The organism is Verrucomicrobiia bacterium (assembly GCA_035629335.1).
GTDB lineage: Bacteria > Patescibacteriota > Saccharimonadia > Saccharimonadales > Saccharimonadaceae > DASUUR01.
Genome location: DASPIB010000001.1, coordinates 17362 through 32122, shown reverse-complemented (window position 1 = coordinate 32122; position 14761 = coordinate 17362). Strand labels below are relative to the sequence as shown.

The window sequence follows — 14761 nt, the reverse complement described above, 5'->3', positions numbered from 1 at the left end:
CCAGTTATCTTGACTTGCCAACTGAAACTTCTTGCGCACTTCTGTGGGTGGATCTGCTAACCAGATAGTCAAAGATTGCGGATTGCCGACTATCTGCGGCACTTAAAGAATAGGGCCTTCATAGTTACCCTCCAGTATTATATGAATTTATATATTGCTTATGTGTAGCAGCTAGACGCTTTACTCCCCATGAAGCCCCTTTTTCTTTCGCGCCTTTCAAAGTAATGTCGATATCACAACAGTCTCACTATAATATTATGAAATTTTAATTAACTTTATCTTAAATCTCCCGAGAGGCGACATATGCGCCATCACTTAACACCGGTATACTACTTTAATTCCTAGGTTTTATTCGGGCAAATGGTAAAACAGCAAATACCAACACAAACGCAAGACTGACGGCAAACCCGCACATAATGGAGGGAATACCGGCAATGGTTGACGGGTCTATACTATTTACTAACGTGGTCGGTACCATAAATAATGCGTAGCCAATAATCAGCATCTGCAAAGAACGTTTTACTCGTGGGGTTGCGGTTTTTGCAAGCCTTGCCGCGTAGCCAATTGCGGCCAGTAGAAGCCCATAGTAGTAAAGGGCGTACGCCCACATTGTGCCAGGGGATTGTTCAAAAATCACGTAGTTACCGAGACAAGCTTCGGTCGCGATGCTATTCGTCGCAAACAAAAAGAACCCGCTAAACCCAGCCCCTAGTAGGTAAGCCGCAAGATACGGCCAGCGTCGGACATCACCCGCCAGGCGTGCGATCAGATGAATACCTAAAGGCGGCAACAGCGTAATCGCCACATAGCCAAGTCGCGCCCATTCAGCGCTATTTAACCCCCACGCACCTTCACAAACGTTGAATTCGGCTAACTGAAAAGCGGCTAAACAGATAAGTATTGCCGACGCTAGGCGGGTAATTGAGTTCAATTTATATCGCCAAATAGTATACGCCGCTAGGCCAATTTCAATAATAAAAGTCGCCAGCATAACTGGCGGCGAGAAACAGTAGAGTTTGTTTTGTTTTAAGTATTTCATTGTGGAGTTCATTATACGACCATAGTGAGAAAAAGCTAGTTTTGGCCACTGCCTGCCCTGCCTATACCCCCTCGACTGCTAACTACCGGTCTGGAAACTATTTCTTGAAGCTGCTATAGTCGCTACGGGTTTATGGATCTCATGCTTTAAAAATGCTGATTATCAGAAAGGCATGGCTATGGCTGCCACATCGAAGGGTCGCTTGACACTCGATACGACAATCGAGGAGGAATGTACGCACTATCAGAACGCCTCCCGGGCTCAATGGCAGTATTGGTAGAGTTTGTTAAATCATCAGAAGATCTGTTTACTGAGTTGGTTGTATTGGACGAGAAACGCCTTTACGGAGAGAGTATCTGGAAGCTTTATGAGCGCTGCGGGCGCGATATTGAACGCTTCAGGTATCACGTTCGAATTGAACTCCCAATCAAGAAACGGGCAAGCTTACGATCGGCGGTCCCTACACGGATCGTTTCCCGGATAAAACATCGTTCTGGCGCAAGCGACACTTTGGCCGCCCGGGTTCGTTTTGGGCACTTGAGAATCCGCCTGAACGCGTAGACTACGATTACCCAATCGTATAAAGCTGCGACGAGGTGAATCCCCTATATGTACAGTGGATTCACCTCGCCATATTTATTAGAAATTATTAAGACTTATTAAACTATTTCTAGTGTTTACAAACCTGGATACCGTTGTCCAACCCGCTCTAAGAACTGGTTTTTATGGCCGGGTAAAAGGCTTAACGAGCGGTTGTTCAGCCCTCAACCTGACCATAGTTTTACGGACAACCAGGCGTTGTTAGTATAGCAAAGCTTACCTCCGGAACAAAGTCATTCTTCAGCTGCCGCGGGATAGGTTATATTTTCGCCATCGACAACGGCAAATGAGGTCAAGCTATGTTCTTTAGTGTTTGAAGAGTTAATAATATCAATTACGTGAATGTTTCTTACCGTTAAGGCATCGCCAATCAAGGACCGGTGGCACAGCTTCGGCACACATAATAGCGCTGGGCCGTTCTTTGCTGGCAGTAATCAGAGCAGTGATGCCTTCTTTAAAATCGTCTGTTTGCATGTAATCGGCATAGTTGCGGAAGGATTTATTGCGCCAAGCAGTATTTACTGACTGCTTTGCAGCCGGCCGTAGCCCACCCAGCTGTTTCATGTAGCGATACGTAATGCCGTGGTTGGGGAGCTGTTTTTCAAGCTCCGTTTGTTCGTACTGCGGATTATGCCGCGAGCGCGGAATAGTCCGCACATCGATGAGCTGCGTGATGCCGTGTGATTTGAGCAGCTTAACAAACTCTGCAAACGGCCGCGTCGAATGCCCAATGGTGAATAGTTGGTGCATAGTTTTATGATACCAGGGCAGAGGCCGATCCTAAATGAAATTAGTCTTTCATGACTTGATCATAACTTCGCTTTCTCAAAAAGTATCCTAGCCATTGTGCTTTCCCTGAACTAGATGATCCTTTAGGGCAAGTAACTTGGTTTTTCGCATACCTATAACAAAAATAAAAATAACTCGTTCACCACCATATCAAAATTTTAAGAAATTCGATCTTGCTAAATGCCCTGGCTCTACACGCCAAACTACCGCGGGCCATGAAAAAACCACCTTCTATGAGGTGGCCTTTTCATGGCTCCGGCGACTGGGCTCGAACCAGTGACCTATTGGTTAACAGCCAACCGCTCTACCACTGAGCTACGCCGGAATACAGTGCATATTATACCGGTAATGAGGCCGCTTGGTCAACTGGTATCTTCTTTAGTTTTAATGGTTTTTATTTGTTCGCGCCAGAAGCGTTTGACAGCGGCGATCGGCGCCAAAAGCCAATGGGTTTTATAGAGAAAAATTGCCGTTGCAACCATGCCTAGAAATAAGCTCAGAATAATTAAGCGGTACTGGCCGTTTCGGGCGTTTTCGGTGAGGTATTTTACGACATCGGGTGGAATATTATCAATAAAGCGCTGGATGCTTAGGCCATTGCGCGATGTCACCACCAGCAGCAAACCAGCCAATGCAATAAATGGCAAGAAAAATAGCACTCCCAACCCCGCCACCGCCGGCATAGCAATTGCCAAATACTGGTTAGCAATTGCCGGCGAGAAGGCCACTAACACCAATAAATACCACATCGCCGCGTCAAATATTGGCAAACGCCGCGTCAGGATACCGGTTATCGCCAAAGCTGCAACCACCAGCACGGTAGGATGAATCCACCGCACAAACTCTGGCGAAAAGATGATGTTTAGGAGCGGCGCGTTTGCAAACGACTTATACAAAAAGACATTTTGCATAATCCCCGCCTGCCCTTCCGCCCAAAATGGTACAAAACTGAGCAGGAAAACCGCCACTGGCACGCCAGCCATAAACAGCTTAATCTTAAGTGTCGCGCCGCGAATAAACAACCACAGTGGCAGCACAAAAAACAAATGCTTAATACAAAGCGACACCCCAATGAGTAGCGCGGCGTACACATGGCGACGCTGGAATTGCCTTACTGAGTCGTCCGGCATTATTGCCAGCCCTAATAGCCCCACCAGTAGCGCCAGATTGTCAAACTGGTTATGGTAGCCAGTGATGACAATCGACACAGGATTCAGAAAAAAGACTACGAACGCCGCCAGGCCAAATTTCTTCTTTAATAAAAGGGCAATGCCAATATCCGTCAGTGTCAGCACAGCCACGATGAAAAGCCGAAAAAACTCAGGATTATTAAACAGCGTAGCTAGCCAGCCAAAAAAACCCAATAAACTAAACCAAACCGGGCCGTAATTGTAGCGAGCAGTTTCGGCGTAGACATTCCCGCCGCTGAGCATAATGTCACGAACAATCGTGTAGGATTGGAAGTCGAAATTATGACCGAACTGCATAGCAATAAACCGCAGCGCGATTCCGCCCAGCAGCGTTACCCCGATAAGCGTCCAGACAAATGGCTTGCTGGGCGTAAATGGTATGAGTCGCCTAAGTTTTTCCATACACTACCTTGGTAGTATAGCTGGTTTTTATATGCAGTTCTACCTCTATGAGCTCTATAGAGTTTCGTAAAAACCGGCTTCGTGGATATTTGCTAAAAATACGAGCATAAAAATGGCTCACAAGCGAAAAAACAATAACGGCTGTTACGCCGTTATTGTTTTTTTGGTTTGACCTTTGTTATGCCTGCTTGCGCTTTCTGATATATAACCCTGTGCCAATGAGCAGGGCGGCGGCTCCAATTGGGAGAAGCAGATTCATGCCCGTATTAGGAAGTGCCGGAATTGGCGAAGGCGATACGACCGTATGGGTTGTCAAACACTCGGGCTCTTCGCCGGTAAAGCAGTTGCTAAACGGTCCGGTCACCACGTTCCTTAGCACTGCGTCCAGCGGAGCATCTTGATTTACCCGGACGGCGTATGATACCGTCACTGACTGGCCGATCGGAATGTCACCAGTATAGGTAAGTAGGTTATTGTTGCGCACTGCCAAACCTGGGCCATCAACGTTCGGGCTACCAACAAATGTGGCGTGGTTGAGCACTTGGTCGAGCTTGTCATCGAAGGTAAACGCCGTGAGATCAACCGCTCCCGTGTTACGGATAGTGACTGTATAGGTAATCGTGTCACCGGGCTTCACTTTACTACTATCTGCTGGGTTCGCTGTCTTCGTCATCTCAAAGTTCTCAATGTAGCGTGTGGTGGAACAATCCGTATCAGCAGCCGCCGCGAACGGCGCAGCCATTGCTACTGTGCAGTTTGGCGGACCACTGAGAGCGTTAACGAGCATGCCATCGTTGAAGTCGCCGGCAGCGTTTGTCGTGACGCTGTACTTGATAGTTGCAGTTTGCCCGACGTTTAGGTCGTTTGACCAGGTCAGTAGTGGCGCGGTGTAAGCTGGTGTACCGAGAGTAGCCGTGACGTCGTTATTATAGGCGGCGTCGTCGATTACTTCGGTCAGATCATCCTCGATAGCCGGTGCGTCAGCGCCGGTCAAATTAGCGGTACCGGTATTTCGAATGGTAAGGGTGTAGGTTACCGTAGCGCCGGGTTTGAGCGAGCCAGTTGGGGTTGCTTTCTTAATGCCAATCCATTCTTTTATAGGGATGATCGAGACACAGTCTGGATTAAAGTTTGGATCACTTGGGTTGGTGATAGCTGGATTTGGACACTGGCCGCCCACCACTGCGTTTCGTAGTGCGCCGTCACCGGCCGCACTGGCCGGATTTACCGTTACTGAATAGCTCACGGTCACGGTTTGTCCGACCGCTATGTTGCCGGTCCAGGTGAGGGTTGGCGCGGCGAAGGAGACTGATCCGATACCGCCAGAGTTGGCATCGTTGTTGTAGGTGGCATCGTCAAGCACGCCGCCGAGGTTGTCGCTTACCGACTTGCCGCTGAGCGGAACGCTGCCGAGATTCTCGATCGTGAGCGTGTAACCAACGGTGTCGCCAGCAGTAACAGCGCCGGTGGCGGCGGACGTTTTAATAACCTTCCAGGCTTCAATTGGGTGTATCGTGACACAATCTGGATTGTAATTCGGGTCGGCCGGGTTTGTGATGGCTGGATCCGGACAGTTCGGTGAGCCGGTGATGGCATTCCTGAGTGCGCCGTCGCCCAGGTTATCGAGGTCATTTATGGTAACCGAGTAGCTTATAGTGCTCACCTGCCCAACGTTGAGGTCGTTAGACCACGAAAGGGTTGGTGCGGCGTAGGCCGGGGTCCCGATGGTGGCAGTCTGGTCATTATTGAAAGTAGAGTCGTCGAGGGCAGCTGACAAATCGTCCGAAACAGCTGGTGCGTCGGCACCGGTCAGGTTTGCCGTACCTGTGTTCTCGACAATTATTGTGTAGTTGACTACCTGGCCAGGTAAGCGTACCGTGCCTGAGGCGGGTGTGGCGGTCTTGGTGCTTATCCACTCTTTTACAGGGATGATCGTGATACAGTCTGGATTGTAGTTTGGATCGGTTGGGTCAGTGATGGCTGGGTCGGGGCACTGGCCGCCCACCACTGCGTTTCGTAGTGCGCCGTCACCGGCCGCACTGGCCGGATTTACAGTTACCGAATAGGTCACGGTTGCTGTTTGACCGACGTTCAGGTTACCCGTCCAGGTGAGGGTTGGCACGGCATAGATGGGGACACCGATACTTGCAGCTTGGTCATTGTTGAATGTGGCGTCGTCTAATACACCACTAAGGTTGTCGCTAGTACTAATACCGCTTAGGTTGGCACTCCCAGTATTCTCAATCGTCAGAGTATAAGTGACGACATCCCCTGCTTCGACCACCCCTGTCGCATCGCTGGTTTTTACCACTGTCCAGGCTTCAATAGGAGTAATGGTCACACAGTCGGGGTTAAAGGCTGGGTCGACTGGGTCGGTGATGGCTGGGCTTGGGCAATTTGGGGAACCAGTGATGCTATTCACCATATTTCCGTTACCAAGTGCATCGGCAGCTTTGACGGTCATGGTGTAGCTGAATGTATGCGTTTCGCTAACTTGCAGATCGCCTGTCCAGCTAAGGGTTGGCGCGGCGTAACTTACTCCGGTTGCTGGCGATGGATTGTTGTTGTAGGTGGCGTCATCGAGATCATCTGTAAGGTTGTCGGCGACGCTAACACCAGTCAAATCTGTTTGGCCGGTATTTTCGACTGTTACCGAATACGTTAAGCTGTCGCCAGGCTGCGCGTTGCCGGTTGGGCTGACTGTTTTACGTGCTACCCAAGCTTCGACAGGAGTGACCGTCACGCAGTCTGGGTCATAGTCTGGATGTGCCGGGTCATAAATTGGCGGATTCGGACAGCCGGGTGCAATCAGGCCGTTCTCTAGGATACCATCACCAAGGTCTTCTGGTCCGTTCAGGGTGACAGTGTATTCGATGGTGGCGGTATCTCCGGCGCTGCCCGCCGCTGCTAGGTTGCCGGTCCAGGTTATTTGTTGACTTGTTGCGTTATAGGTAGCAGAACCAATATCGGCAGTTTCACTACCCGCATTGTAGGTGGCATCGTCGAGTACACCCGCTAAGCTATCGCCGATTATAACGCCACCTGCTGCCGCACCGCCATTGTTTGCCACGGTAAAGCGGTAGGTTACTACATCACCAGCTTTCGGATTAGTAGGGCTGACAAGCGTCTTTATACTGGTGACATTTGGTTGTGGAATTCGGACGAAACAGGCAGGATCGGAGGTTGTGGTGAGTGCCGTACAGTTACTAGCTGGGCCGGTACCGATAATGTTATTGAACAGCACTGCGTCGCCGGTAATCGGATTGTTGGTGGTGACTGTGTAGGTTATCGTCATTGTTCCACCTGGCACTAAGTCGCCTGTCCAGCTAAGGTTTGGCGCGGCATAGCTCACGCTGCCACTGGTTGCAGTCGCATCGTTGTTGTAGGTGGCGTCGTCAATCACCTGCGTCATATCATCGGTAATAGTGAGTCCGGTAAGGGGCGTTGTGCCGACATTTTCTGCCGTTATGCTGTAGGTGAAAGTTTGACCGGGAGTTAGTGGGCCGATTGGTGCCGGAGTGACCGCCTTGCGGTACTGTACCCGGGCAATTTGCACTGGATAATCCTCTACCTCACCACCGATAACCTGACCGACTGGGCTTGGGTTGGCGACTGCACCACTCAGAAGACGGAAGCGGGCAAAGGTATCGGCGGTTACCGTGCCAGCCGGGAAGATTAGCGCGTAGTCGGCAGTGCCCGAATTAGCCGGAATAGTGACGACTACCCTTTCGCTTGCTTCAAAAACACCATCTCCATTAAGGTCAATCCAACCAGCAAGCGTGGCGGGTTCGCTTGTGGTATTAGTAGCCGAAATTGTCACAGTGCTAGAAACACCTGGAGTAATAACAATTGGGCTAGCAAGGCCGTCATCGGCACTGTCGGCACCAGCATCCGCCGATACAGGGGCGGTTGACTCGAAGGTAATGTTAGAGCCGATGGTGAGGCCAGGCAGGGTGGCATGGCTTGTAGTGCCCGTCCCGTAACTTGCCGGTGCATCAGCGAAATCTCTCACGAGTTGGTCGATATCTATGGCCTGGTTATTAGTCGTGTCAATTTCAGTGATAGTGCTCGGGGCAATAATATTTACACGGTTGGTCAGATCGCCGGTCTGCCCCGCAGGAATCGCCATGGTAAGCGTATATGTGACTGTAGCGCCAACCGGCAAATCTGCCGTGGTATTAATGGCACCTGTACCGCTGGCCGCACCACAAACGCCACCGCCAGTGGGACTGCCGCAGGTCCAGCTAGCAGTTGTCACGCCTGCCGGTAAGGTATCGATGATGCTGGCGCCGGTGACTGGGTAAGGGCCATTATTTGTCGCTACAATTGTGTAAATGTTGTTCGTGCCTGGGTTGTAGGTGGCCTTATTGTCGGTCTTAGTGATGGCAAGGTCGGCACGAAGCTTCTCGTTGGTGAAGGTACAGGTGATCACTCCGCCTGGTGTCGTCGTGGCGCTCGCGGGAATAGTGAAGGTGCGGCCACTGCGTGAACCGACTGGAAAACTATTGGAAGTACAGGCTATACTTGCTAAATCCCATCCTGGTGCATCAGCTTCGGTGATTGTAACAGCTTGACCAAAGGTAGCAATGGTAAAGGCTTGGGCTCCGGCAGTAGCCGTATCACCATCTACTTGGGTCGCCGTGCCTTGAGCGGTGGTGGTAACGGCACCACTAGTTTGAGTGGTATTTGTCAGTGTAAAGTTAAATGGACCACCTACCCCGTTATTTGAGGTTTTGTTAAGGATGATAGTCGCTGGTGCTGGCGTGTTTGTCACAGTACAGGTAAACGAGGAGCTAGCGGTGATTTGCGCGGCCGTTATGGTATAGGTTGAGCCGCTGCGGCTGCCAACGGTACTACCCGAAGCATTGGTGCAGGTAAAGTTACTCAGGGTCCAATCAGCTGGTAGTGAAGCTTCAGTGATAGTTACATCAGCGGTACGGCTAGCCACCGTAAAAGGCTGCGTGCCGGCAGTGCTGGTGTTGCCGTCAACTTGAGTTGGCGTCGCAGCAGCACTGGTTGTCACTGACCCACTTGCTTGAGTGGTATTAGTGAGCGTGAAGTTGAATGGTCCGCCGCCCATGCCGTTGGTGGTTTTTGTTAGAGTTATCGTAGCTGGCAGCAGCCTGGCCGCATAATCCTCTACTTCACCACCCGCCGCGTAGCCTGTTGGTGATGGGCTGGCTACCGTACCCGAGAATAAGCGGAAGCGAGCAAAGGTGTCGGCAGTGGGCGTACCAGCTGGAAATACCACCGGATACGTGGCAGTGCCGGAATTAGCTGGGATACTTACCACAACTCGTTCGCCCGCATCAAATACGCCATTATTGTTTAAATCGAGCCAACCGGCCAAGGTTGCCGGCTGAGCGGTTGTATTAGTCACCGACACATTCACTGTGGTTGGTTGCCCAGATGTTATTTCAATTGGCCCGCTGACTGCATCTTCGTCGGCGAGGCTGGTGGTGTCATCAGCTGCCGCATCGGCCGACGGCTGACCGTTGGTTTCAGTATCCACAATCGCCCCCAAGCGGAGTCCGGCTGTGGTTGCATGGTTAGCGCCATTATTTGCCGAATCTGTCCCATAGCTACTCGGCGCATCGCCGTAGTCAATGTTTTGTGTGTCGGTAAACAAACAAGCAATATCTGAGGCAACGCGCACATTGGCACCAGGTATGGTTACCGTGCTGCCCGATAGCGTTCCGATCGTTCCAGGGTTGCCCGTCTCGGCGGCATTTCTATCGGTACATACTGCTGAACTTAAGTTCCAGCCCGTCGGTACTACCTCGCTCAGGACGATGTTCGAACCAACAGTGCCCGCAAACTGCATCGCCGATGATACTGGCGTGTTTGGCGCAGTTGTCGTCAGGCTGGTGTTCGCAACAGCCGCGCGGGTGCCGTTCACGACATTGGTTTGATTAAAAGTAAAGGTGCCGGTATTTGGACTGCTGGTTTTTTGCACAGTGATACAGCTCGGCAAGGTAAGGAGACGAATCGAACCGTTGTCGGTTGGCCAGAAGTCTGAGCCAGTAAGCGTAATCGTCCGGATCAGGTCGGTCGAATTACCAACAAGCAAACCATTTTCTGGTGGATTGAAGTTAGCGACGCTTTTCGAAATTACTCCGGTTGTATTGTTGTAGAGCAAAGTTCCATTGCCAGGCGCCATTCTCAGGTCGGCACGGTTAGCGGTCGTTCCTGTACCGGACAATGTAACAGTTATAGTTGGGTTATACGCTGCGTCGGTAGCGGCGCCGACATGAGCAATCTGTAAGGCAATCAAATTAGCCGGGATAGGCTGTGAAAAAGTGAGTGTGTAGGTAAAGGTTCTTGAATCTCGACTGCCAAAATTCCATTGACCAACGAGAGCCGTCGTGTGGTCGATACCCGCCAGGTCAACAATGGTAGCATTGCCAGCTACTCCAACCCATCCCATACTTGTGCCGTTGGCAGTAGCCGTAAATGTGTAAGGATTGTAAGCGAATGCTGTTCCAAAATTTGCGCCAACGTTTCTAACCGAACAAGCAGATGATGACGGTGGTGGACTTTGCGTGTCGACATCAGTATCAGAGTTATTATCTAGAATGCTTTCTTGAACGCCAGTTGGGGCGGTCACTGTTGCGGTATTAGACAGCGTGCCAGCATAGCTCGATGGCACCGACAAAGTCAAGGTATACATAACAGATGCGCCAACCGGCAGATCGGCAGTAGTATTGATCGCGCCTGTGCCGCTCGCTTGATCGCAGACACCACCACCTGTGGCATTGCCACAAGTCCAATTAGCGGTAGTGATGCCACTCGGGAGATTGTCAACAATAACCGCATTACTTACCGCATCAGGACCGTTGTTAGTCACAACAATTTCGTAGGTAGTATTTGCGCCAGCGCTATAGGTTGCACTGCCGTCATCTTTATTTATGGCCAGGTCCACTTCACGTGGCGCATTTGTCGCCGTACAACTAAATGATGGGCTAGCGATTAAGGCGGCACTCGGAATAGTATAGGCATTTCCCGCTAAGCTCCCTACCGTACTGCCGGCTAGGTTTGTACAGGTAAAGCTAGCTAACTTCCAGCTACTTGGCAAGGAAGATTCTGTAATCACCACATCCTGGTTAAAGTCGAGTACTTTAAAAGGCTGATTGCCCGCTACGAGCGGATCACTGTCTGCTTGTGTTGGCGTATTTGCAGCTGTGGTAGTCACGCTCGCCGTCGATACACTGGTATTTGTCAGAGTGAAATCAAATGGTCCGCCGGCAGCTCCGTCGGTTGTTTTGTACAAACTAATTATCGGCGGAGCTTGTAAGTCAGTGTCACTAGCTGAGTTATCTGTCGTATCAGGGTCAATAGTACCAGTCGCTGGTGTTACCGTAGCTGTGTTCGTCAGAGCCCCTGTACGAGTAGCTGGTATTGTGAGCGTTATTTTATAAGTAACCTGGCTACCGATTGGCAAATTTACAGTGGCGTTTAAAGCGCCCGTGCCGCTCGGGGCACCACAACTAGCGCCTAAAGTTGCATCTCCGCACGTCCAGCTGGCGGCTGTAATGCCGCTGGGAAGTGGGTCGGTAACACTCGCGTTCAAAGCTTCAAACGGTCCATTATTGCTCACCACAACATCGTAGGTTACTGTGTCACCAGGAATATATTCTGTTCGGCCATCGTCCTTAGTAATGGCGAGGTCAGCTTGGATAACATCATTAGTGAATGTACATGCAAAGTTTTCGCCTGCGGCATCGACTTCATCGGCCGGAATAGTAAAGGTAGTGCCAACTAAACTTCCGACAGGATTACCATTCGAGATACAACTAACCCCATCCAGCCTCCAGCCAGCCGGCAACGAAGACTCAGTGATCGTAATGTCTTCATTAAACGACGCCACTACGTAAGGTTGCGTGCCAGCGGTACCAGCATCTCCGTCTACCTGAACAGGACTATTAGCCGCAGTAGTGGTAGCCGTACCGTCAGTTTGAACAGTATTTACTAGCGTAAAGCCAAACGGTCCACCAAAACCATTAGTCGTCACCTTGTTTAAGGTTAACGTAGCTGGCGTCGGCGCGTTGACTACTTCGCAATCAAACGCCAAGCTAGTCGCAATTTCCGCTGCGGTGATAGTATACGTATTGCCGCTCAAACTCCCTACTATTGTGCCGTTCCTATCCGTACAAATGAAGCTCTCGAGAGTCCAGTTAGATGACGAAGCTTCAGCAATCGTCACGTCAGCGTCTGTATCACTAACAGTGAACGCTTGTACGCCTGCAGAGCCGGTGTCGCCATCAACTTGCGTCGGGCTATTGCCTTCCGTAGTCGTCACTGCCCCGGTTGTTTGCGTGGTGTTAGTCAAGGTGAAATCAAATGGTCCACCTTCTACGTCATTGGTTACTTTATTAAGCACAATCGTGGTAGGAGGGGGTGTGTCGGTATCGGTATCACTGTTATTTTCTGTGGTGGAATCAGTAATGCCCTCGGGCGGAGCAACTGTTGCGGTATTAACCAAGTTGCCCGTAAATGTCTCGGGAACGGGTACGGTAAAGGTGTAGGTAACCGACGCGCCAACCGGCAAATCAACAATTTCACTGAGTGGCCCTATGCCACTTGGTTGATCGCATATACCACCGCCAATTGCATTGCCACACATCCAACTGGCATCATCAATCCCAGCAGGCAAATCATCTGTTACCAGAGCATCTTCGACATTGAGCGGCCCATTATTACTCACGATAATCGAGTAGGTTACGTCCGTGCCAGGAGTAAATGTGGTATTTCCATCATCCTTGTTAATCGCGAGGTCTGTTGTTGGTGCATTAGTATAAGTACAGTCAAAGGCCTGCCCGCTTACTACCTGTGACCCGGGAATGGTATACGTATTGCCGCTGCGACTACCTACAGCAACGTCGCTACTATTCACGCATGTAATATCGCTAACGCTCCACCCAGCAGGAAGTGCGGATTCCGTAATCGTTACATCGGTATTCAACGTCCCAATGGTGAATGGTTGCACTCCTGCAGTACCCGAATTACCGTCAACATCTACAGACGTTCCAGCTTCAGTGGTTGTTGCGGTACCGGTTGTTTGTGTGGTATTGGTCAAAGTAAAGCCGAATGGACCACCAGCCGATCCCGTGGTGACCTTGTGCAACACGAGCGTTCCTGGCAATGTATACACCAGCGCGCCCGTTGCTCTATCGTTTGCCGTGCTGAAGTCATTGTTGGTTGCATCAGTATCACCGTCTGGAACTGTGCGGCCAAGCGCCAAACTAGCATTATAAGATCCTGGAGCAGTCGGAGAGTTGACGATAACAGGGATATTGAAGCTGACTGTGCCACCATTGGCACCTGGTGAAGCCGCGGCGGCAAGTGGCGTTGGATTAAGTACGCATGTCACAATTGTCCGAGCGGTATTTGCTGTACAGTTAGCCGGTAGTGTTGCGCCAGCCGTCCAGCCACTTGGTAGTGTTGCAACCAGCGTAAACCCGTCATTGGTGTCTGTTGCGCCAGGGCCCTTGTTCGTTGCGGTCAATCTGACAGTCTGAGATTGCCCGTACAGTGTGTAGGGTGAGGTTGGCATCGTCATGGATACAGCAATATCTGGTCGGCCGGTAATAGTCATTGAACACGCAGCATCCTGCTCGTTAGCCAGTGTGAGGCCAGTCAGGCAGTTGCCTGTTGCTACATAAGTGTTCGTGGCAATGCCGGTAGGCCGCTGGCTAATAGCGGCTCGGTAGTTAGTGCCCGGCTCTACGTATACTTCATTGGGTGCGTGAAATATATTTGTATTAGCTGCGGTAGATGCATGGGGGGTCTTACCCGCTCCCGACCAGCCGCCGGCATTAATAAGTGCTGTTCCTTGGTTTAGGTTCATCTTCCATCCGGTTCCACCAAGCGTCTTTGACCAGGCAAAATCACTAAAGAGCATTACTGATGAAAAACGGGCCTGCTCGATTGTTCCACAACGAATAGCTATCCCGTCATAGCCTTCTCCACCGCCTTGTAGTACATAGCCCGAAACTAATGTTGTCGCCGTGTTCGCACAAAATGGCCCACGATAGGTATGCGCTGCCAAATTAGTTTCACGTGCTCCAACATCCACATTGGCGCCTGTCGCAGTATTTACTCGTATCCAGTCATTGGCATTCAGAATGAGCGGACGACAGACTATCCTGATGGCTGATGTCCATTGCTCACCAGTACCTGCAAATCGATCCCATCCACCCATCTGCTGGACAGCCTGGCCTGCAGGACAGTAGCCATTCTGCACACCCCCACCCAATGCGTATGCAATGCCTGTAACCGCTGGAGTACCGGCAGCTGTTGTACGAGTCAAGGTAACGGTTGTACCATTAGTAGTAATCCGCGAACAGTACAACCCAATGTTCGTGGTCATGCCTCTGGTAGTAGAGTTAGGAGAACTAAGTGATTTATCGATATGCTTGGCACCCGTGAACACTGTTCCCGCAGGGCACGAGAATAGTGTCGTGCCGCTTCGGTTTTCACCAACGATTCCTGCGTTAGTACCCGCTGGCTGCGTACCTACCCCCCCTTGGGCTTGAACATCTACAAACTTTGTAATAAGAATGGTGCTTGAAATAATTAGCGCTATTGCAGCAAACGATAAGACAAGGCCCCAGATTCGTCTTTGACCTATTCTTAAGCCGGTTAGTTCACCATGCGAAGTGTTACGTTCTAATCGGCTCAATTTGACCTTCCCACGCATTTTTTGTTGCCCCTTTTATAGTTACACGTTTGCTATTTTTTA

At 50.7% G+C, this 14761-nt stretch carries 4 protein-coding genes and 1 tRNA gene; all 5 read right to left on the bottom strand.

The genetic code is table 11. The annotated features are described in order from the left end of the window. Positions 1 to 334: 334 nt before the first annotated feature. The 5 genes from VD907_00070 to VD907_00050 all read right to left on the bottom strand — a co-directional run bounded on the left by VD907_00070 (position 335) and on the right by VD907_00050 (position 14719). Complete coding sequence (locus VD907_00070) at positions 335 to 1039, bottom strand: histidine kinase N-terminal 7TM domain-containing protein (protein ID HYG83258.1); 705 nt, start codon at positions 1037 to 1039, stop codon at positions 335 to 337. Positions 1040 to 1969: 930 nt separating this feature from the next. Further along, a complete protein-coding gene (locus tag VD907_00065) occupies positions 1970 to 2389 on the bottom strand; it encodes a DUF488 domain-containing protein (GenBank protein ID HYG83257.1) in 420 nt (139 codons plus the stop codon). A gap of 289 nt (positions 2390 to 2678) precedes the next feature. After that, positions 2679 to 2753 (bottom strand) — tRNA-Asn (locus VD907_00060). Between the two features lie 37 nt (positions 2754 to 2790). Further along, on the bottom strand, positions 2791 to 4020 hold the full coding sequence (locus tag VD907_00055; GenBank protein HYG83256.1) for a hypothetical protein: 1230 nt from the start codon (positions 4018 to 4020) through the stop codon (positions 2791 to 2793). A gap of 178 nt (positions 4021 to 4198) precedes the next feature. Further along, entirely contained in the window at positions 4199 to 14719 is a 10521-nt protein-coding gene (locus tag VD907_00050) for a GEVED domain-containing protein (GenBank protein HYG83255.1), read from the bottom strand. Positions 14720 to 14761 lie beyond the last annotated feature (42 nt).

What these genes read in the sequence shown, in the direction of transcription:
- VD907_00065 (HYG83257.1), bottom strand. Translation starts at nt 2,389, where the DNA reads ATGCACCAACTATTCACCATTGGGCATTCGACGCGGCCGTTTGCAGAG.
- VD907_00055 (HYG83256.1), bottom strand. Translation starts at nt 4,020, where the DNA reads ATGGAAAAACTTAGGCGACTCATACCATTTACGCCCAGCAAGCCATTT.
- VD907_00070 (HYG83258.1), bottom strand. Translation starts at nt 1,039, where the DNA reads ATGAAATACTTAAAACAAAACAAACTCTACTGTTTCTCGCCGCCAGTT.
- VD907_00050 (HYG83255.1), bottom strand. Translation starts at nt 14,719, where the DNA reads ATGCGTGGGAAGGTCAAATTGAGCCGATTAGAACGTAACACTTCGCAT.